Origin of the sequence: Streptomyces sp. HPF1205 (assembly GCF_020400825.1) — a bacterium.
GTDB lineage: Bacteria > Actinomycetota > Actinomycetes > Streptomycetales > Streptomycetaceae > Actinacidiphila.
In genome coordinates this window covers 138,572-157,518 of sequence record NZ_JAINVH010000008.1, presented here as the reverse complement: position 1 = coordinate 157,518, position 18,947 = coordinate 138,572, and the positions used below count along the sequence as shown (strand labels likewise).

At 74.5% G+C, this 18,947-nt stretch carries 19 protein-coding genes; 16 read left to right on the top strand and 3 right to left on the bottom strand.

The window, feature by feature from the left end:
• Positions 1-274 precede the first annotated feature (274 nt).
• From K7G61_RS11865 to K7G61_RS11845, 5 genes are all read left to right on the top strand, one after another.
• Entirely contained in the window at positions 275-847 is a 573-nt protein-coding gene (locus K7G61_RS11865) for a DUF5134 domain-containing protein (RefSeq protein ID WP_225846712.1), read from the top strand.
• A 105-nt stretch (positions 848-952) separates the two neighbouring features.
• A complete protein-coding gene (locus K7G61_RS11860; RefSeq protein WP_225846711.1) occupies positions 953-1,894 on the top strand; it encodes a M56 family metallopeptidase in 942 nt (313 codons plus the stop codon).
• A 28-nt stretch (positions 1,895-1,922) separates the two neighbouring features.
• Positions 1,923-2,615 carry an HAD family hydrolase gene (locus K7G61_RS11855; RefSeq protein ID WP_225846710.1) on the top strand — a complete coding sequence of 231 codons (693 nt, stop codon included), beginning with the start codon at positions 1,923-1,925 and terminating at the stop codon, positions 2,613-2,615.
• A 278-nt stretch (positions 2,616-2,893) separates the two neighbouring features.
• Positions 2,894-3,517: a TetR/AcrR family transcriptional regulator gene (locus tag K7G61_RS11850; protein WP_225846709.1), complete on the top strand. Its 624-nt coding sequence runs from the start codon at positions 2,894-2,896 to the stop codon at positions 3,515-3,517.
• Positions 3,518-3,665: 148 nt separating this feature from the next.
• Positions 3,666-5,015: an FAD-dependent oxidoreductase gene (locus K7G61_RS11845; protein WP_225846708.1), complete on the top strand. Its 1,350-nt coding sequence runs from the start codon at positions 3,666-3,668 to the stop codon at positions 5,013-5,015.
• Between the two features lie 40 nt (positions 5,016-5,055).
• Here the strand turns inward: K7G61_RS11845 and K7G61_RS11840 are convergent, their stop codons facing one another.
• Positions 5,056-5,451: a helix-turn-helix transcriptional regulator gene (locus K7G61_RS11840; protein ID WP_225846707.1), complete on the bottom strand. Its 396-nt coding sequence runs from the start codon at positions 5,449-5,451 to the stop codon at positions 5,056-5,058.
• Between the two features lie 90 nt (positions 5,452-5,541).
• On the opposite strand from K7G61_RS11840, the gene K7G61_RS11835 reads away from it, so the two are divergent.
• The 6 genes from K7G61_RS11835 (at position 5,542) to K7G61_RS11810 (ending at position 11,962) form a co-directional block, all read left to right on the top strand.
• Positions 5,542-6,639 carry an NADH:flavin oxidoreductase/NADH oxidase gene (locus tag K7G61_RS11835; RefSeq protein ID WP_225846706.1) on the top strand — a complete coding sequence of 366 codons (1,098 nt, stop codon included), beginning with the start codon at positions 5,542-5,544 and terminating at the stop codon, positions 6,637-6,639.
• Positions 6,640-6,804: 165 nt separating this feature from the next.
• Complete coding sequence (locus tag K7G61_RS11830) at positions 6,805-7,893, top strand: sialidase family protein (protein ID WP_225846705.1); 1,089 nt, start codon at positions 6,805-6,807, stop codon at positions 7,891-7,893.
• Positions 7,894-8,010: 117 nt separating this feature from the next.
• The gene (locus tag K7G61_RS11825; RefSeq protein WP_225846704.1) at positions 8,011-8,688 is read left to right on the top strand and encodes a uracil-DNA glycosylase; all 678 of its coding nucleotides are present in this window, start codon (positions 8,011-8,013) and stop codon (positions 8,686-8,688) included.
• 46 nt (positions 8,689-8,734) lie between these two features.
• The gene (locus tag K7G61_RS11820) at positions 8,735-9,574 is read left to right on the top strand and encodes a phospholipid scramblase-related protein (protein WP_225846703.1); all 840 of its coding nucleotides are present in this window, start codon (positions 8,735-8,737) and stop codon (positions 9,572-9,574) included.
• A 131-nt stretch (positions 9,575-9,705) separates the two neighbouring features.
• Positions 9,706-10,692, top strand: a complete 987-nt coding sequence (locus K7G61_RS11815; protein WP_225846805.1) for an N-acetylglucosamine kinase — start codon at positions 9,706-9,708, stop codon at positions 10,690-10,692.
• Between the two features lie 385 nt (positions 10,693-11,077).
• Positions 11,078-11,962 (top strand): sirohydrochlorin chelatase, encoded by an 885-nt coding sequence (locus tag K7G61_RS11810; protein WP_225846702.1) that lies wholly within the window; start codon positions 11,078-11,080, stop codon positions 11,960-11,962.
• A gap of 221 nt (positions 11,963-12,183) precedes the next feature.
• On the opposite strand, the gene K7G61_RS11805 is transcribed toward K7G61_RS11810, so the two are convergent.
• Complete coding sequence (locus K7G61_RS11805) at positions 12,184-13,224, bottom strand: lactonase family protein (RefSeq protein ID WP_225846701.1); 1,041 nt, start codon at positions 13,222-13,224, stop codon at positions 12,184-12,186.
• Between the two features lie 247 nt (positions 13,225-13,471).
• On the opposite strand from K7G61_RS11805, the gene K7G61_RS11800 reads away from it, so the two are divergent.
• The 4 genes from K7G61_RS11800 (at position 13,472) to K7G61_RS11785 (ending at position 16,241) form a co-directional block, all read left to right on the top strand.
• A complete protein-coding gene (locus K7G61_RS11800; RefSeq protein ID WP_225846700.1) occupies positions 13,472-14,005 on the top strand; it encodes an Lrp/AsnC family transcriptional regulator in 534 nt (177 codons plus the stop codon).
• Positions 14,006-14,271: 266 nt separating this feature from the next.
• Positions 14,272-14,694, top strand: a complete 423-nt coding sequence (locus K7G61_RS11795) for an RlpA-like double-psi beta-barrel domain-containing protein (RefSeq protein ID WP_225846699.1) — start codon at positions 14,272-14,274, stop codon at positions 14,692-14,694.
• Between the two features lie 23 nt (positions 14,695-14,717).
• On the top strand, positions 14,718-15,332 hold the full coding sequence (locus K7G61_RS11790) for a cell wall protein (protein ID WP_225846698.1): 615 nt from the start codon (positions 14,718-14,720) through the stop codon (positions 15,330-15,332).
• Positions 15,333-15,344: 12 nt separating this feature from the next.
• Positions 15,345-16,241, top strand: coding sequence for a MauE/DoxX family redox-associated membrane protein (locus K7G61_RS11785; protein ID WP_225846697.1), 897 nt, complete (start codon positions 15,345-15,347; stop codon positions 16,239-16,241).
• 289 nt (positions 16,242-16,530) lie between these two features.
• Here K7G61_RS11785 and ligD read toward each other — a convergent pair whose 3' ends face one another.
• The gene (gene ligD, locus K7G61_RS11780; RefSeq protein ID WP_225846696.1) at positions 16,531-17,559 is read right to left on the bottom strand and encodes a non-homologous end-joining DNA ligase; all 1,029 of its coding nucleotides are present in this window, start codon (positions 17,557-17,559) and stop codon (positions 16,531-16,533) included.
• A 144-nt stretch (positions 17,560-17,703) separates the two neighbouring features.
• Here ligD and K7G61_RS11775 point away from each other — a divergent pair, with 144 nt between their 5' ends.
• Positions 17,704-18,762 carry an ATP-dependent DNA ligase gene (locus K7G61_RS11775; RefSeq protein ID WP_225846695.1) on the top strand — a complete coding sequence of 353 codons (1,059 nt, stop codon included), beginning with the start codon at positions 17,704-17,706 and terminating at the stop codon, positions 18,760-18,762.
• The last annotated feature ends 185 nt before the right edge of the window (positions 18,763-18,947 follow it).

Genomic DNA, 18,947 nt, shown 5'->3' with positions numbered 1-18,947 from the left:
GCACGTCGGGCACGGCCCGACACGTCCGGCACGGCCCGGCACGGCCCGACACGTCCGGCACGGCCCGGCACGTCCGACACGGCCCGGCACATTTCGGCACGTCCGGCGCTCGGACCGCACGCTTCGATGGCGCGCTCCGGGGCGTGCGTGAGAAGCCGCACGCCCCTCCAGGGATCCCGCGCGCGTGGGTGTGCGCCCTGAGCCCCGGGCACATCCCTGACGAACCGCCGTTCACGTCAGGGGGAACGGGAGAGCGCGCGAGGGGGGAGTGACCATGCACGGACCGCCGCTGGTGGCGTGGCTGCTCGTGGTGCTCAGCGCCGCGGCGGCGGTCATCTGCCTCGTGCGCGGGCAGGCCGGCCACGAGGCGGTGACGAGCACGGGCATGGCCTTGATGGCCGTCCCCATGTCCGTCGTCGACCCCTGGTCCTGGGAGGCGCCGCTGCTCGCCGTCCTCTTCACGCTCACGGCGGTGCGCGCGCTGCTGCTGTCCGGCCGCCGGACCGGGCACCACGTCCACCACGCGGTGTGCTCGGCGGCGATGGTCTACATGGCCGTGTGCATGGCCCGCGCCGACGCGGGCCGCACGGGTCCCCCGGGCCACGAGGCGCACACGACGGCCGCCGGGCTTCCGCTGCTGACCGGCCTGCTGCTCCTGTATTTCGCGGGGTACGCGCTGCGCGCCGGCATGCTGCTGGTCGCCGCCCCCGCCCACGGGCCGCTGATACCCGCGGACGGCACGGCCGCCGCGGGCGCGAACGCGGCACCGCGCTTCGCGCCGGAGGTGGCCGTGGCCTGCCGTATATTGATGGCTCTGGCGATGCTCGCCATGCTCCTGACGCTGTGACGGACGCGGCGGCGCGGTACGTGATGGACACTACGTGTGAGTAATGCGTCACATGTGGTCCCGGGCCGTATCCGGCCGTGACCGCCGCCTCCTAGGGTGAGCAGCATGACGGTCCCGTTCGTGCTGCTGATCCTCGGCGCACTTGCGGCGGCAACGGCGCCGCGTCTGCTCTCCCGTGCCGACTGGCCGGAGCGCGAACCCGTGCTCGCACTGTGGGTGTGGCAGTGCGTGATCGCCGCCGTGCTGCTGTGCTGCGTCTCGGCGATGGCGCTCCTGGCGTCGGCGGCCTGGTGGCAGGTACGCGGGCACGTGTTCGCCTTCGCCCCGACGGGCGTCGTGGACGCCTACGGGCTGTCGTCCTCCTACGGCCGCTGGGCGGGCACGCTGGCGATCCTGCTCGCGCTCGGCGGGCTGTGGACGGCGGCGATGCTCACCCGCGAGGTGCGGGCCACCCGGGCGCGCCGTCGGCGGCGCAGGGCCGAACTGCGCGAGCGCGCGCCCCGGTTGCCGGGTGAGACGGTTCCGGCGACCGAGCGTCTGGTGGTCCTGGAGGACACCCGTACGGACGCCTGGTGGCTCTCGGGCGCGGACCAGCGCCTGGTCATCACCACCGCCGCGCTGAACCGGCTCAAGGGCCGCCAACTGGACGCCGTGCTGGAGCACGAGCAGGGCCACGTCAGGGCCCGGCACGACCTGCTGCTGCACAGCGCGGGCGCGCTGGCCGGGGCCTTCCCGCAGGTGCCGGTGTTCGCGGCCTTCCGCGACCAGGTGCACCATCTGGTGGAGCTGGCGGCCGACGACACCGCCTCCCGCCGGGTCGGCCGGCTGACCACCGCGCTCGCCCTGGTGGAGCTCAACGAGGAGCGCGGCGTGTTCGGCCCGGGCGCGGCGGCGACCGCGACGCTGCCCGGGCGCGTGCACCGGCTGCTGGAGCCTGCGCCCCGGTTGTCGCCGGCCCGGCGGCTGCGGGTGACCGCGTGTTCCCTGCTGATCCCGGCGGTCCCGCTGCTCATCGCCTTCGGACCGGGGATCGGCGCGCTGACCTGAGGACGGACGAGGGGACGGGGACGGGGAGATGACGGTCAAGGGCTGCATGTTCGACTTCTCCGGGACCGTCTTCCGCATCGAGCCCGCCCGGACGTGGCTGCGGGCCGCGCTCGACGCGCACGGCCTGACCGCGGCCGAGGACGACGTCGCCGGGTACGCGCGGCTGCTGGAGCGGGCCGGGGCGCAGCCCGGCGGCGACCTGCCGGGAGAGATACCGCCGCACCTGGAGCGGCTCTGGCGGGACCGCGACCTGAGTCCCGAGTGGCACCGGGCCGCGTACACGGGCCTGTCCCGGACGGTGGCGCTGCCGTGGGACGTCCACGACACGCTCTACGCCCGCCAGCGCGACGCCGCCGCCTGGCAGCCGTACCCGGACGCCGAGGAGGTGCTGCGTGCGCTGCGGGAGCGCGGGGTGCCGGTCGCGGTGGTCAGCAACATCGGCTGGGACCTGCGGCCGGTCTTCCGCGCCCACGCGCTGGACGGGTACGTGGACGCCTTCGTCCTGAGCTACGAGCACGGCGTGAAGAAGCCCGATCCGCGGATCTTCGCCCTCGCGTGCGACGCGCTGGGCGTCCCCCCGCGGGACACCGTCATGGTCGGCGACCAAGCCGCCGCCGACGGGGGCGCCGCGGCGCTGGGCTGCCGGGTCCTGCTGGTGGATCCCCGACCGGTCGCGCAACGGCCGGACGCGCTGCGCGGCGTCCTGGACCTGCTCGGCTGAGGCGGGGTGTCGGTTGTACCGGCGGACGCGGCCACGGCCGTGCGCGGGCGGAGGCGGGCGCGGGGCACCGCGCCCGACGGCGCGGCCGGTGCGGTGCGGTGCGGTGCGGGCCCGCCGTACCGGAGCGGACACGGGGCGGGACAGGACGCGGCGAACGCCGGTCCCGGCGATCCCCCGCGTCGCCGGGACCGGCGTCCGTCCCCTGACCCCACCGGACCGTGGTCCGGCGGGACGCGCTGAGTATATTGGCTCGCAGCCAGTCAACGCAGGAGTAAATCATGTCCCCTCGGAGCGCATCGGTCAATGAAGCGATGCGTCAACGTTCCCGGGAGCGGCTGTTGCAGGCCACTGTGGAACTGGTGGAGGAACGCGGCTACGAGGCAACGACCTTGGCCGACATCACCAAACGCGCCGGCTCGGCGCGCGGTCTCGTGTCGTACTACTTCTCCGGCAAACGCGCGCTGCTGCAGTCGGCCGTGCACCGGTTGATGAACCAGGAACTGGCGGCGGCGCTGGACGCCGAGCCGCGGACCGTGGACGGCGAAGAGCTCCTGGCCCGGGCCATCGACGCGATCCTGCGCCTGACGCTCAGTCATTCGACGCTGATGCGGGTGCACATGGCGTCGATCCTTCAGGAGGGCTTCATCCAGTGCCCCGAGCAGCAGAGGCTGGCGGCACTGCTGCGCGGCGCGGTCGAGGCCTGGGGCGCGGCCGAGGACGCCGAGGAGGAGTACCGCCTGCTGCGGGCGCTGCTGATGGGCTCGACCGTGGCGCTGCTGCTGCCCGGCGCGCCCATGCCGCTGGCACGGCTGCGCGCCGAGCTCTTCCAGCGGTACGGACTGAAGTGGTCGCTTGGCAGGCCCCCGGAGCAGGAACCGGAGCAGGAACCGGCGGCGACGTGAGCCGCCCGCGGCGGGCCGTCCGCCCACCGGCCGCCGGGCCGGCCCCGCGGCGGTTTTAGGACACAGGGACGTCGCCAAACGGTCAACCGGCCCCGAAAAGCGTCCGCATGCCGCATGCTGATCCCAGGCTGCGGAAGGGAGCACCACCGTGCTGCGAGTCGCTGTCATCGGTTCAGGTCCCAGCGGGGTGTACACGGCCGAGGCGTTGACGGGGCAGCACCAGCTCCCGGACATCGCGGTGGACGTGCTGGACCGCCTGCCGTGTCCGTACGGGCTGGTCCGCTACGGAGTGGCGCCCGACCACGAGAAGATCAAGTCGCTGCAGAACAACCTCCGCCGGGTCCTGGAGGACCCCAGGGTCCGCTTCCTGGGCAACGTGGAGGTGGGCGAGGGCCTCGCGCCGGAGCGGCTGCGGGAGATGTACCACGCGGTGGTGTACTGCGTGGGATCGGCCGCCGACCGCAGGCTCGGTGTGCCGGGCGAGGACCTGCCGGGCAGCTACCCGGCGACGCGGTTCGTGTCCTGGTACAGCGCCCACCCGGACGAGGCGGCCGGCGGCTTCCCGCTCGACGCCAAGTCGGCGGTGGTGATCGGCGTCGGCAACGTGGCCGTTGACGTGGCACGGGTGCTGGCCCGGGGCGCGGACGAGCTGCGGCACACCGACGTTCCGGACGCGGCGCTGCGGGCGCTGGCCGCCGGCGAGGTGACGGACGTCCACATGGTGGGCAGGCGCGGCCCCTCGCAGGCGAAGTTCACCACCAAGGAGCTGCGGGAGCTGGGGACGCTCGCCGACGCCGACGTCCTGGTGCGCGAGGACGAGCTGGCGCTGGACCCGGCGTACGCCGACCCGTCCGCGCTGCCCGCGGTGGCCCGCCGCAACGTGGAAGTGCTGCGGCAATGGGCCGGGCGGCCGCCTGCCGGGCGCTCGCGCCGTATCCACCTGCGCTTCTTCCTGCGGCCGCAGGAGCTCACGGCGGGCCCCGACGGCCGGGTGAGCGCGGTGCGCTTCGTGCGGACCGTCCCGGACGGCACCGGTGGGGTGGTCGACACCGCGGCGTCGGAGGAGATCGACGCGCAGCTCGTGCTGCGTTCCGTGGGTTACCGGGGCGTCCCGGTGCCCGGGCTTCCGTTCGACCCGGCACGCGGCGTGGTCCCCAATGACGCCGGCCGGGTGCTGCGCGACGGGGTGGTCGCGCCCGGCGAGTACGTGGCGGGCTGGATCAAGCGCGGCCCGACGGGCGTCATCGGCACCAACCGGCCGTGCGCCAAGGAGACGGCGGCCGGGCTCCTGGCCCACGCCTCGGCACTGATGGCCCGCCCCCTGCCGGCCGACCCCCTGGACGCGCTGCGGGCCGCGGGCGCCCGTCCGGTGGCCTGGCCGGGGTGGCTGGCCATCGAGGCGGCGGAGGCGGCCCTGGGCGCGTCCCTGGGGCGCGGCACCGTGAAGATCCCGGACTGGTCGGGACTGCTGGCCGCCGCACGGGGCGGGGCGGGCTGACCCGCGCCCGCCTCCGCTCCGCTCCGGGCCGGCGGCGGGGTCATTCCTCCCCGATCCGCCCGGCCTGGGCCTCGGCCGCCGCCAGCACGCTGTCCAGCAGGCCGGGGAAGAGCCGGTCGAGGTCGGCCCGCCGCAAGGCGTTCATCTTCGAGGTGCCGCGGTAGTTCTGGGCGATCACCCCCGCCTCGCGCAGCACCCGGAAGTGGTGGGTGGTCGTGGACTTGGTGACCGGCAGCGGCACGTCGCAGCACGCCACCTCGGTGTCGGCCCGCGCCAGTCGGCGCACCACGGTCAGCCGCATCGGGTCGGACAGGGCGTGCAGCACCTCGGCCAGCCGGATGTCCGCGGGGTCCGGGTGCGGCAGTGCGCGACTCGGAGGCGGACCGCCGGCGGCGGGCGCGACTGTGGCTGCGGCGGGCACGGTCCGGGGAGTCATGGGCCCCATAGTACGACAGCCTTCGTAGTTTGACAGGTGACGTATTACGACGCCTATCGTAGGAGGACCGACCCGGAAGAGGAGCGTGCCGTGACCACCTTGTTCGAGCCCCTGACCCTGCGATCCGTGACGATGCGCAACCGGGTCTGGATGGCGCCGATGTGCCAGTACTCCGCGGCCGCGGAGGGCCCGGACCTGGGCGCCCCGAACGACTGGCACTTCGCGCACTACGGCTCCAGGGCGGCGGGCGGCGCCGGTCTGGTCCTCGTCGAGGCCACCGCGGTCGCCCCGGAGGGCCGGATCAGCCCGGCCGACCTCGGCATCTGGAACGACCGCCAGGTGGAGGCGTTCGAGCGGCTCACCCGCTTCGTCAAGGCGCAGGGCGCGGTCGCCGGCGTGCAACTGGCGCACGCCGGCCGCAAGGCGTCGACCCGCCGGCCGACGGAGGGTGGTGGCGCGCTGGGCCCGGACGAGGGGGCCTGGCAGACCGTCGCGCCGAGCGCGCTGCCCTTCTCCGACGGCCACCCGGTGCCGGAGGAGCTGTCCGAGGCGGACATACGGGAGGTCGTCGGGCAGTTCGCCGCGGCGGCCCGGCGCGCCCTGGCCGCCGGTTTCCAGGTCGCCGAGGTGCACGGCGCGCACGGCTACCTCATCGGCCAGTTCCTGTCCCCGCACAGCAACCACCGCGCCGACGGCTACGGCGGGCCGTTCGAGAACCGGATCCGCTTCGCGCTGGAGGTGGTGGACGCCGTGCGCGAGGTCTGGCCCGCAGAGCTGCCGCTCTTCTTCCGCATCTCGGCCACCGACTGGCTGGAGGAGGGCGGCTGGACGGCGGACGAGACCGTGCGGTTCGCCAAGGAGCTGCTGGCCCGTGGCGTGGACCTGCTCGACGTCTCCACGGGCGGCAACGCCTCCCAGGCACGCGTCCCCACCGGTCCCGGCTACCAGGTCCCGTTCGCCGCGCGGGTGAAGGCGGAGACCGACCTGCCGGTCGCGGCGGTCGGCGAGATCACCCAGCCGCGGCAGGCGGAAACGGTCCTGGCCACCGGGCAGGCGGACGCCGTCCTGCTCGGCCGTGAGCTGCTGCGCCACCCCACCTGGCCGCTTGACGCCGCGCGCGAACTGGGCGTGCCGCAGGCGGCACCGGTGCCGGCGCAGTACGCCCGGGCCTACCCGTCCGCGCGCTGACGGTTCGCCCGCCGACCGTCCGCCGGGTCCCGGACGCCGGGGCCCGGCCGGCCCGCCCCGCGGCGCGCCCCTGAGCTGCGACGATCACCCGGACCCGGGCGTTGTCGGTGGCCGGGTGCAGACTCTGTGATGTCGGACACAACGATCATCCGGAGGTGAGACGCCATGGCGGGCGTGCTGCTGGCGGTGGGTACGCAAAAGGGGCTTTTCCTCGGGCGCAGGCACAGCGGCGGCTGGGACTTCACCGGGCCGCATTTCCCGATGCAGGCCGTGTACTCGGTGGCGATCGACACGCGCCGCACTGTGCCGCGCCTGCTCGTCGGCGCGGACAGCTCGCACTGGGGGCCGTCGGTCTTCCGCTCGGACGACGTGGGCGAGTCCTGGCACGAACCGGCCCGGCCCGCCGTGAAGTTCCCCGAGGACACCGGTACCTCGCTGGAGCGGGTCTGGCAGCTCCACCCGGCCGGTCCGGCGGCCCCCGACGTCGTCTACGCCGGGACGCAGCCGGGCGCGCTGTTCCGCTCGGACGACGGCGGCGAGACCTTCACGTTCGTACGCAGCCTGTGGGAGCACCCGCAGCGCCCGCAGTGGGAGGCCGGGTTCGGCGGCCAGGCCGTGCACACGGTGGTGACCCATCCCTCCGACCCCGACCTGATCACCGTCGCGGTCTCGACCGGCGGGGTGTACCGGTCGAAGGATGGCGGCGCGAGCTGGGTCCCGTCCAACACCGGGGTGCAGTGCACGTTCCTGCCCGAGGAGCGGCGTTTCCCGGAGTTCGGGCAGTGCGTCCACAAGATCGCCCAGGACGCGGTGGACCCGGACCGCCTGTACCTGCAGAACCACGGCGGGGTCTACCGCAGCGACGACGGCGGCGCGACGTGGACGGACATCGGCGCCGGGCTGCCCGCCGATTTCGGCTTCGCCATCACCAGCCACAAGCACCGCGGCGACGTGGCCTACGTGTTCCCGGTGCGTGCCGACGCCTACCGCATGCCGCCCGACTACCGCTGCCGGGTGTACCGCACCGAGGACGCGGGCGCCACCTGGACGGCACTGTCGCGGGGACTGCCCGAGGACCCTTCGTACGGCGTGGTGCTGCGCGACGCGATGTGCACCGACGACGGGGATCCCGGCGGCGTCTACTTCGGCAACAGGAACGGCGACGTGTACGCCAGCGCCGACCAGGGCGACTCGTGGGAGCAGGCGATCGCTCACCTGCCGGACGTGCTCTGCGTCCGGGCGGCCGTCGTGTAGCCGCACGGCCGGTCGCGGCCGGCCATCCCCGGACCGGCCGCCCGGGACCGGTCGCCATCGCTGCGGTCGCCGACGCCCGTCACCGGCACGGCTGTTGAGCCAGTAGAGTGACGGACCGTGACAGCGCGACCATTGCACGAGATCGTCGAGGCGGGCTGGGCGAAGGCGCTCGAACCCGTGGCGGACCGGATCGCCGCGATGGGGGACTTCCTCCGCGCGGAGATCGCCGCGGGCCGCACGTACCTGCCCTCGGGCGCCAACGTGCTGCGGGCCTTCCAGCAGCCCTTCGACGACGTACGGGTGCTGATCGTCGGCCAGGACCCTTATCCGACCCCGGGGCACGCGGTGGGGCTGAGCTTCTCCGTCGGGCCCGAGGTGCGCCCGCTGCCGGGCAGCCTGGAGAACATCTACCGGGAGATGGCCGCCGACCTGGGCCTGCCGCGGCCGTCGAACGGCGACCTCACTCCTTGGACCCAGCAGGGCGTCCTGCTGCTCAACAGGGCCCTCACCACCGCCCCGCGCAGGCCGGCCGCGCACCGCGGCAAGGGATGGGAAGAGGTGACCGAGCAGGCGATCCGGGCACTGGCCGCCCGGGGCCGGCCGCTGGTGTCCGTGTTGTGGGGCCGCGACGCGCGCAACCTGCGTCCGCTGCTGGGCGACCTGCCGGCCATCGAGTCGGCGCACCCGTCCCCCATGTCGGCGGACCGGGGGTTCTTCGGCTCGCGGCCGTTCAGCCGGACCAACGACCTGCTCGTCCGGCAGGGGGCCCAGCCCGTGGACTGGCGCCTTCCGTGACCGGCGGACCGGTCCGCGCGGGCGACCGCCGGGGTACCCTGCCCGGGTGACCACGCATTCCAACACCCCGGCGGGCTGGTACGCCGACCCGCAAGGCACTCCCAACCTGCTCAGGTACTGGGACGGATCCCAGTGGACCGAGCACACCCACGCGGGTCAGGTACCGCAGCAACAGCAGGCCGGCGGAAGCGCCTGGGAGTTGAACGTCAGCAGGCCGCCGGACCCGGCCGGGGTCCAGAAGCAGGTGCAGCAGCAGGCGGGCATAGCTCCGGCGGCTCACGGCGGCGGCACGCTGTTCAGCGAGCCCGTCCTGGTGGTCAACCAGAAGGCCAAGCTGATCGAGCTGGTCAACGAGTACAGCGTGTTCGACCAGCACGGCAACACCATCGGGTCGGTGGTCGAGGTCGGGCAGAGCACCGCGAAGAAGGTGCTGCGCTTCGTCTCCAGCGTGGACCAGTTCCTCACCCACAAGCTGGAGGTCAGGGACGCGCAGGGCCGGCCGCAGCTGGTGCTCACCCGCCCGGCGAAGTTCATCAAGTCCAAAGTGCTGGTGCAGCGCCCGAACGGCGAGCCGCTGGGCGAGATCGTCCAGCAGAACGCCATCGGCAAGATCCGGTTCGGGTTCATGTACAACGGCCAGCAGATCGGCGCCATCAAGGCGGAGAACTGGCGGGCCTGGAACTTCGCCATCGTCGACCACACCGAGACGGAGATCGCCCGGATCACCAAGACGTGGGAGGGCCTGGCGAAGACGATGTTCACCACGGCCGACAACTACGTCCTGCAGATCCACCGGCAGCTCGCCGACCCGCTGCTGAGCATGGTGGTCGCCTCGGCGCTGACGGTGGACACCGCGCTGAAGCAGGACTCGCGGGGGCTCGGCTGACCGTGCCGCCGCGCCCCGCCCGCCCCGAACCCCCCGGGCCGCCCACGTCCGGATCCTCCGGGAACGGCGCCCGCGCGGCGGCCGGTTCCGGCCCCGCTTCCGGCGCGGCCCCCGGCGGCGACGCATGGGTACTGGGCGTGGACTCGGGCGGTTCCGGCCTGCGGGTGGCGCTCGCCCGCGCCGACGGCTCGGACCGTACGGCGCCGGTGTCCGCCGCGCGGCCCGTCGTCACCGGGGAGCACGGCATCGATGCCGCCGACCTGCTGTCCCTGGTACTGCCGCTGGCCGGTGACCTGCTGCGGCAGGTCGCGGGAGCAAAGGGGGCGCCGGGCGGCGAAGGAGCCGGGCCCGCGGCCGCCTGTGTGGGAGCGGCCGGCATGGCCTCGCTCGGCGACGACCTGCGGGCCCGGCTCCCGGCGGCGCTCCACCAGGCGCTGGGAGTGCGCAGGCTCGCGCTCGCCGGGGACGCGGTGGCGGCTTACGCGGGCGCGCTCGGCGTGCGTGCCGGGGTCGTGGTCGCCGCCGGCACCGGCGTGATCGCGCTGGGCACCGCGGCGGACGGCACCGGCTGGCGGCGCGCGGACGGCTGGGGCCATCTGCTGGGCGACGCCGGCAGCGGGGCCTGGATCGGCCGGGCCGGGCTGGACGCCGCACTGCGCGCGCACGACGGCCGGGAGGGCGGCTCCCGCGCGCTGCTGGCCCTGGCGCGCAAGCGGTTCGGTCCGATCCACACACTGCCCGGGCAGCTGTACCCCCGCCCCGACCGGCCGGCCGTCCTGGCCTCCTTCGCGCCCGACGTGGCCGACTGCGCCGAGCGGGACCCGGTGTCCTCGGACATCCTGCGGCGGGCCGCCACCCACATCCTGGAGTCGGCCGCCGCCGCCCGCCCCGGACCCGGTGAGATCGAGGTGGCGCTCACCGGCGGGCTGTTCCGTATCGGCGAGCCGCTGCTGGGACCACTGCGCGACCAGGCGCCATGGCTGCTGCCCGACGCCACGCTCGTGCCCGCCGAAGGCGATCCCCTCGACGGCGCGCTGGCGCTCGCGACCGCTCTCCACCTCGGCACCCTCAGCCTGCCGGCCGACGGCGTGCTGCTGAGCGTGGCCGACAGCGCCTGAGCGGTGCGGCGGCGGCCGGCGGCCCCGCCCGCGCCCCCGTGCCCGTACACGCATGGATCTCTCCCGGGACGGCCCCCGTACGCACAGGCGGTGAGCACCGCGCCGCCGCCTTCGCGCCTCGCGCCGGCCTCGGGCCGCCCGCAGGCCGCCCGCAGGCCTCGCACCGCGGGCTCGCACCGGCTCCGCACCGGTTTCACACCGGCCCCGCGCCGCCCGCGGGGCCCCGCGAAGACGGGCGACCGCCACGGCCCCGGGCCGGACACGCACCGGTCCGGTTCGGGTGGTGACCAGCGGTGATGAGCGAAACGGACAGTTGCGGACAGGTCCGGCCGGGCGCGTACCCACGCGAACACGAGGGCGCCGCAAGGCGTTAGCATGCGACGCCATGAGCACTGCCACAGGCCCAGGTTCCGGCCTCCCCGTTCGAATGCCGCGTCCGCGACAGCCCGGGCGACACCGGCGACCGGAGGCGCTGGCCGCGCCCGAAGGCGCTCCGGTGCTGGTGCTGGCGGTCCCCGGCACCCCGACCGCCGCCGCGCTGAGCCTGGCCGAGGAGGTCGTGAGCATCGCGCGTTCCGAGCTGTCCGGGCTCGACCCCCGGATCGCGTTCGTCGACGGCGACGACGGTGAGGGGGACTTCCCGGGCCTGCGCGCGATGCTGGACCAGGTGGCCGCCGAACGCCCCGGGGAGGAGACCTCAGCGGTCGTCGTACCGCTGCTGGCCGGTCCCGAGGCCTCCGTGCTGCGGCGCATCAGGCAGGCCGTCGCGGACAGCAAGGCGCAGGTCGAGCTGACCGAGGTGCTCGGCCCGCACCCGCTGCTCGCCGAGGCGCTGCACGTCCGGCTGTCGGAGGCCGGTCTGGCCAGGGCCGACCGCGCCCGGCTGTTCACGGTCGCGACTGCGGCCGACGGCATCATCCTGGCCACGGTGGGCGGCGAGGAGGCCGCGCAGGCCGCGGGCGTCACCGGACTGCTGCTGGCCGCCCGGCTGGCCGTGCCCGTGCTGGCAGCCGCGCTCGACGAGGACGGCGCCATCGCCCGGGCCGCCGAGCAGTTGCGCGCCTCCGGGTCCGGCACGCTGGCCTTGGCGCCGTGCCTGATCGGCCCGGAGGTCGCCCCCCAGTTGCTGCACACCGCCGCCGCCGAGGCCGGCTGCAGCGGCGCCGACGCCCTCGGCCCGTACCCCGCGGTCGGCAAGCTGGTCATCACGCGGTACGCGACCGCGCTCGGCATCGCGCCGCAGCAGCCTCAGAGCGCGCCCGCGCAGTAGCGGCGAGCGCACGGGCACGGCACGAGACGACACGGCAGCGGGCGGCCCCCCTTCCCGGGGGACCGCCCGCCTTTGTGTTCGCCGCGCGGTCCACGCGGCTACGCGCCCCGCACACGTTTCCGGCCGGCCCGGGTACGGCAGCCGTCGGCCTGGGCACCCATCAGTACCCGTCAGTACCCATCCGTACCGTACCCGTCCGTACCCGTCGGTCCCCGGCGCGCTCAGTCGAACAGCACGCAGGACACCGCGGGCAACGGCAGCGAGCCGGCGAGGCGGGGAATGCCGTCCGCCGGGTCGACGTCGAACCAGGTGACGTCGCCCGAGCGCTCGTTGGCCGCGTAGAGGCGCTTGCCGGTGGGGTCGAGGGTGAGGTGGCGCGGCCAGTGTCCGCCGCAGGGGACGGTGGCGATCAGTTCCAGCCGCTCGCCCGACTCGTCGAGGGCGAGCACCGCGATGCTGTCGTGGCCGCGGTTGGCGACCCACACGAAGGTGCCGTCGGGCGAGACGACCACCTCGGACGGATAGTTCTCGGCCTCGGTGCCCTCGGGCAGTACACGGGTTTCGGACAGCGGCCGCAGCGACCCCTTCTCGGCGTCCCAGCCGCACACGGTCACCACGGAGTCGAGTTCGTTGACGACGTAGGCGTGGCCGCCGGACGGATGGAAGGTCAGATGGCGGGGGCCGACGCCGGAGCGCAGGCCGAGTTCCCGCTCGATCTCCAGTTCTCCGCCGTCGGCCGGCAGTTCGCAGACGCGTACCGAATCGGTGCCCAGGTCCACGGTCAGCAGCCAACGGCCGCTCGGGTCGGGCACGACGGCGTGGGCGTGCGGGGCCTCCTGGCGGGCCCGGTTGGGCCCCTCCCCCTCGTGCCGCAGCACGGACCGGAGGGCGCCGGGCGCACCGCCCGGCCCGAGCGACACGACGCTGATGCTCCCCGGGGCCGCGTAGTTGGCGGTGATGAGGTGGTCGCGGTGGACGCACAGGTGGGTGGGGGCGCCGCCGCCCACCGGCACCGGCGCGCCGAGCGGCGCGGGCGCCGCCGGGTCGGCGAGGGAGAAGGCGGCGACCGCGCCTTCCGGCTCGTTCTCGCTGACCGCGTAGAGTGTGCGCCCGTCGGACGACAGGGCGAGGAAGGAGGGGTTCGGCACCACGGCCGTGTCCCCGAGCGTGGTGAGCGCCCCCGTCCGCGGGTCGACGGCCGCCGTGGTGAGGCCGCGGCCCCCCGCCGACGTGAACGACCCGATGTATGCGTGCCCGGCCACTGCCGTACCTCTTCCGCCCGATGTCCGTACGGCGGCTGAGAGTAGTACCTGCGGCCCGGCGCGTCGCGTCCGGGGCCCGGTGTGCCGCGGGGTCGGCGGCCGCAATCGCCGTCATGGCCGCGGATACGGCCGGTTGGCCACGGTACGCCCTGTCCGTGACATGAATGGCTCGATTTGATCGCTCGCCGGTAGGCCATTGGTAGCGTGCATATGCCAGATGACGGACCGTCGAAGGGACCAGGGACCCATGGCAGTCGACGCCCTGGACGCCCGGATCCTGCGGCTGCTGCTCGACCAGCCGCGGACCAGCGTCCGTGAGTACGCGCGGATCCTCGGCGTGGCGCGCGGCACCTTGCAGGCCCGGCTCGACCGGATGGAACGGGACGGGGTGATCACCGCCGCGGGCCCGCGGGTCTCCGCGGCCGCCCTCGGCCATCCGGTGCTGGCATTCGTCAGGATAGAGGTCACCCAGGGCCGGTTGGACGGCGTCGGGGAGGCGCTCGCCGCCGTACCGGAGATCATCGAGGTGTTCTCGGTCACCGGTGGCGGCGACCTGCTCGCCCGCGTGGTGGCCCGCGACAACGCCCACCTGGAGGACATCATCCAGCGGCTGACCCGGATGCCGGGCGTGGTCCGCACCCGTACCGAGATCGCGCTGCGGGAACGGGTGCCGCACCGGATGCTGCCGCTGGTCGACGCGGTGGGGCGGCGGGCCCGGGACCCCCGGGCGACGGTCCGGGACGCCGCGGGCGGCGTCCCCGGTCAGCGGGTGGGCGAATAGCCCTTCAGGACCCGCCCGCTTCCACCCTGCGGCCGCCTTCCGCCCGCTCCCGTTCGCCCGGTCCCCGCACCCGCCCTCTTCCGGACGCGCGTAGACCGATGCATCATGGCCGTGCTCCATCTGCACTGCCGACTCGTCCGACGCACACGGCGCAGCAGTTCGCTCCTCCGGTACCGTCGCGGCCCCCCACTTCGCGGCAACACCTCCTGCGCCGTCCGAATTGTCATGCACAGGACATTCTCCTGTGCGGCGCGAAGGGAATCGACATGGCTTGCGGATCGACCGCCCTGTGGGCGGGGGAAACCACCTGGTTCTGCTGCGGGAGCTCCTGGGGACCGTGCGGGAGCGCCGGCACCGGCGCCTGCGGCACCTGCCAGTCCGCCAAGTACCAGGCGGCCTGGCCCAACACCTCGTCGGCCTGCTTCAGCATCACCCGGCCCGACCTGTGCGGCGAGACCATCGTCCGGCGCGGCTGCGGTTCGGTGATGAACGTCCGTCACCAGTGCTCGGGCGCCACCGTGTGCGTCACCGTCTCCGACTGCGGTCCGCGCACCCAGAGCTTCTGCGGCGAGGAGACCTGCTGCAACGGCTCGTGCCGCACCAACCGGGTCATCGACCTGACCCCCGCCGCGTTCTCCGCGATCGGGAACCTCAGCTCCGGCAAGCTCCCCGTCTACATCTACGAATGACCAGGCAAGGGAGGGACACGCAGATGAGCCAGAACCCGCAGCGGCGGTTCGACCGCAGGCGCTTCCTGACCACGGCCGCCCTCGGCGGCGCCACCATCGTCGGCGCCTCCGCGCTGGGCGGACTGGACGCGGACGCCGCCTTCGCCGCGCCCATGCCCCCGCTCGACCCGGCGATCGGCAAGGCGGCGTTCGCCGAGGGGCGGATCACCCAAATCAAGGGCAGCGTGCTGGAGGTCGCGGGCTCGTACGGCGAGCGGCACCTCATCCAGCTCACCAACGCCACCAGCATCTGGAAGCTCCGCGAGACCACCGCGGAGGCCGTCAAGGTCGGTGACGGCCTCTACGCGCGTGGCGTCGACATGCCCGACGGGACGATCGCCGCCGACGCGGTGTGGGTGAACATCGTCAACCTCTACGTGACCATCCGCGGCATCGCCAAGGACCGGCTGCACTTCGCGCACGGCGGCCACGAGGTGGTCGGCCACGTCGTCGCCGAAACCACCACCGCCTCGTACCTGGGCGGGGCCCTGACCTCCGACCTGTCGCGCGTCAGGATCGGCCAGGCGGCGCAGATCCTCGGCGCCTGGCGGCCGGAGGACGACACGATCGACATCGCCCGCGTCACCGTCGGCCACTGAGGAGGCGGTGCGATGATCCCCGTCGTGTCGAATCTCGCGCCCCTGGTCTGCGGGGTGCTGTTCGCGGTGACAGGCGCGGGCAAGCTGTTCGGCCCGCGGACCGCGCAACTGGCCGCGAACACCGTACTGGTACGGGTGCTGGGCGACGCCGGGCGGGCCACGGCGGCGCTGCGGGCCCTCGGCGGCGCCGAACTCGCCCTCGCCGCCGCTCTGCTGGCCGCGCCAACCGCGGTCGTGCCCGGGGTGGCGACGGCCGCGCTCGGTCTGGGCTTCACCGGCTATCTCTGGTACGCCGGAGCGACCGCCCCGGAGTCGTCGTGCGGGTGCAGCGCGCGCGACGAGGGCCCGATCGGCGTGCGCTCCTTCGTCCGGGCCGCCCTCGTGGTCCTCGGCGGCGCGGCGGCCGCGACGGCGGACACCGGCTGGTGGTCGGAGGTCTCCCGGCGCCCGGTCGCGTCGGCGGTCTTCGCCGCCGCGGCGGCGGCCCTGGTGCCCGCCCTCGGCTCCGGCCTGGACCGGCCGTGGCTGCTGCCGCTGCGCAAGGCCCGGATCAGGCTGTTCGGCAACCCGCTCCCCGCCGTCGCCGAGCGCGTCCCGGTGGCCGCCTCCGTGGAACTCCTGGAACGCTCGCTGGCCTGGCAGGCGGCCTCCCCGATCGTCCGCTCGGCCCTCCTGGACTCCTGGGACGACGAGGGATGGCGGGTCCTGCGCTTCGCGGGCGTCTACGAGGACGCCCGCGGCGCGCATCCCGCCAGCGTGCTGTTCGCGCTCGATCGCGCGGCGACCATCGACACCGCGCCGGACCCGGCGGTGCGGGTGTCCGTCATCGACGACGAGACGGAGGAGATGGTCCCGCACGACGTGCTCGCGCCGGTTCCGCGGCGCGCGCCGCTGCCCATGGCCGGCTGACCGCGGCCGGTCCGCCGCGCCGGCGGCACGCCCGTCGGCGCGGCAGGGGCCGGTGGCCGGGGAACGGGGAGCGCGGAGCGGGGAGCGGCGGATCCGGGCCTCGGGCGCGGCGGCCGGGCGCCGTCCCCCGTAGCAGGCGAAGCCCCGGTCCCGGGGGACCCGGTGACGCCGGAGCCGGCCCGGTTGCCCCCGGTTCACAACGCACCTGGTCCGCATCGCGCCCGGTCCGCATCGCGCCCGGTCCACATCGCGCCGGGGCGCCGTCGCACGCGGTCCCGGTCGCCCCACGTCACTCCCCGTCCGGCGGCCCCGTCCCCTTCTTGGCGCGGCTGGGCTGCACCCGCTTCGGCTCGCCCTTCATCTTGGGGTGCTCGGGCGGGTACGGGAGGTCGCCGAGGCCGTGCTCGCGTTCGTCGCGGGCGGCCAGTTCCAGGGCGGCCTCCAGCCGGAAGGCATGCCGGTCCATGTCCGCGTGCACGTCCCCGACGTCGGCGAACCGGGCCGGCATCGTGGCCAGGTCGAAGTCCGCGGGCACGGCGTCCGGCACCTCCTCCCAGCGCAGGGGCGCGGAGACGGGCGCGTGCGCGAAGGGCCGCACCGAGTACGCGCTGGCGATCGTGCGGTCGCGCGCCGTTTGGTTGTAATCTACAAAGATCTTGGCGCCGCGCTCCTCCTTCCACCAGGCGGTGGTGATCCGCTCGGGGTCGCGCCGCTCCAGCTCGCGGGCCACCGCGATCGCGGACCGCCGTACCTGGACGAAGGTCCACTCGGGGGCGAGGGGCACGAAGACGTGGATGCCCCGGCCGCCGGAGGTCTTGGGCCACCCGGCGAGGTCCAGCTCGTCCAGCACCTCGCGCAGCAGCAGTGCCGCGCGTACCGCGTCGGCGTAGTCCGTGCCCGGCTGCGGGTCGAGGTCGATGCGCAGTTCGTCGGGGTGGTCGGTGTCCGCGCGGCGCACCGGCCACGGGTGGAAGGTCAGGCAGCCCAGATTGGCCGCCCACAGCACCGCTGCCGCCTCGGTGGGGCAGATCTCGTCGGCGTAGCGGCCGCTGGGGAAGGCGATACGTCCGGTCGGGATCCAGTCGGGCAGGTTCTTCGGGGCCCGCTTCTGGAAGAAGGACTCGCCGTCGACGCCCTCGGGGTAGCGCTGCAGGGTGGTCGGCCGGTCGCGCAGCGCGCGCAGCGCCCCCTCGCCCACGCTCGCGTAGTAGCGGGCCACGTCGCCCTTGGTGAAGCCGCGCCGAGGGAAGTAGACCTTGCCGGGGTTGGACACCGCGACCGTGCGCCCGCCGACGGTCAGCTCCAGCCTCTCTGCCATGCCCTCAACGCTAGGCCGCCGGGGCGCGCGCCGCGCGTCGGGCCGGGGCCGGTGCGGGCCGGAGCGCTCCTCGCACGCCGGCCCGCACGCGCCGGGGCGCGCCGCGGCCGTGCGCGCGCCGCGCGCCGCTCGCACAATCGGAACATGGACCTGCCCGTCATGCCTCCCGTGCCGCCGATGCTGGCCAGGACCGCCGCGGCCATCCCGCCGGGCATGCAGTACGAGGCGAAGTGGGACGGCTTTCGCGCCATCGTCTTCCGCGACGGCGACGAGGTCGAGCTGGGCAGCCGCTCGGGCAAGCCGCTGACCCGCTACTTCCCCGAGGTGGTGGCCGCGGTGCGGGAGCAGTTGCCGCCGCGCTGCGTGCTGGACGGCGAGATCGTGATCGTGCGGGACGGACGGCTGGACTTCGACGCGCTGCTGGAGCGGATCCACCCGGCCGAGTCCCGGGTGCGCCACCTGGCAGAGGTCACCCCGGCGAGCCTCGTCGCCTTCGACCTGCTGGCGCTCGGCGACCGGTCGCTGATGACGGTGTCGCAGCGGGACCGCAGGCAGGCGCTGGTGGAAGCCCTGCGCGACGCCGGGGCCCCGGTGTACACGGCGCCGGCCACCGACGACCTGGAGCTGGCCCGCACCTGGTTCGAGCAGTTCGAGGGCGCGGGTCTGGACGGGGTGGTCGCCAAGCCGCACGACCTGCCGTACCGTCCGGGCGAGCGGGTCATGGTGAAGGTCAAGCACGAGCGCACCGCGGACTGCGTGGTGGCGGGCCTGCGGCTGCACAAGAGCGGCCCGGTCGTCGGCTCGCTTCTCCTCGGCCTGTACGACGACGCCGGCCGGCTGCAGCACGTCGGCGTCTGCGCCTCCTTCCCGATGGCCAGGCGCAAGGCCCTGATGTCCGAGCTGGAGCCGCTGCGGATGGAATCGGTGGCGGGCCACCCGTGGGAGTCCTGGACCAGCGAGGAGGCGCAGGCCGCCGGCCGGCTGCCGGGCGGCGTCAGCCGGTGGACGGGCAAGAAGGACCTGTCCTGGCTGCCGCTGCGCCCGGAACGGGTGGTCGAGGTGCGGTACGACCACATGCAGGGCGACCGCTTCCGGCACACCGCGCAGTTCCGCCGCTGGCGGCCCGACCGCACGCCGGAGCAGTGCACATACGCGCAACTGCAGGAGCCGGTGAACTTCGACCTGGCGCGGCTGCTGTCGTAACCGGTCGCGGACGGTGCCGTCAGCCGGCCAGGAAGCTGAGCCCGACGTGCCGGCGGGCGTTGTCGACGTTTTGATCGGTGACCGCCCCGACCGACGGCGCGGCCCGCGTCATCCCCGCCGTCCTGCACTGCTGCGTCAACTTCGTCGCCGACGGCGGTTCGCAACCGTGGTGACGCGGCGGAGCC

Excerpts from the sequence above, each read along its gene's own strand:
- K7G61_RS11865 (WP_225846712.1), top strand. The coding sequence starts at position 275 with ATGCACGGACCGCCGCTGGTGGCGTGGCTGCTCGTGGTGCTCAGCGCC.
- K7G61_RS11860 (WP_225846711.1), top strand. The coding sequence starts at position 953 with ATGACGGTCCCGTTCGTGCTGCTGATCCTCGGCGCACTTGCGGCGGCA.
- K7G61_RS11855 (WP_225846710.1), top strand. The coding sequence starts at position 1,923 with ATGACGGTCAAGGGCTGCATGTTCGACTTCTCCGGGACCGTCTTCCGC.
- K7G61_RS11850 (WP_225846709.1), top strand. The coding sequence starts at position 2,894 with ATGTCCCCTCGGAGCGCATCGGTCAATGAAGCGATGCGTCAACGTTCC.
- K7G61_RS11840 (WP_225846707.1), bottom strand. The coding sequence starts at position 5,451 with ATGACTCCCCGGACCGTGCCCGCCGCAGCCACAGTCGCGCCCGCCGCC.
- K7G61_RS11830 (WP_225846705.1), top strand. The coding sequence starts at position 6,805 with ATGGCGGGCGTGCTGCTGGCGGTGGGTACGCAAAAGGGGCTTTTCCTC.
- K7G61_RS11810 (WP_225846702.1), top strand. The coding sequence starts at position 11,078 with ATGAGCACTGCCACAGGCCCAGGTTCCGGCCTCCCCGTTCGAATGCCG.
- K7G61_RS11800 (WP_225846700.1), top strand. The coding sequence starts at position 13,472 with ATGGCAGTCGACGCCCTGGACGCCCGGATCCTGCGGCTGCTGCTCGAC.
- K7G61_RS11795 (WP_225846699.1), top strand. The coding sequence starts at position 14,272 with ATGGCTTGCGGATCGACCGCCCTGTGGGCGGGGGAAACCACCTGGTTC.
- K7G61_RS11790 (WP_225846698.1), top strand. The coding sequence starts at position 14,718 with ATGAGCCAGAACCCGCAGCGGCGGTTCGACCGCAGGCGCTTCCTGACC.
- K7G61_RS11785 (WP_225846697.1), top strand. The coding sequence starts at position 15,345 with ATGATCCCCGTCGTGTCGAATCTCGCGCCCCTGGTCTGCGGGGTGCTG.
- ligD (WP_225846696.1), bottom strand. The coding sequence starts at position 17,559 with ATGGCAGAGAGGCTGGAGCTGACCGTCGGCGGGCGCACGGTCGCGGTG.
- K7G61_RS11775 (WP_225846695.1), top strand. The coding sequence starts at position 17,704 with ATGGACCTGCCCGTCATGCCTCCCGTGCCGCCGATGCTGGCCAGGACC.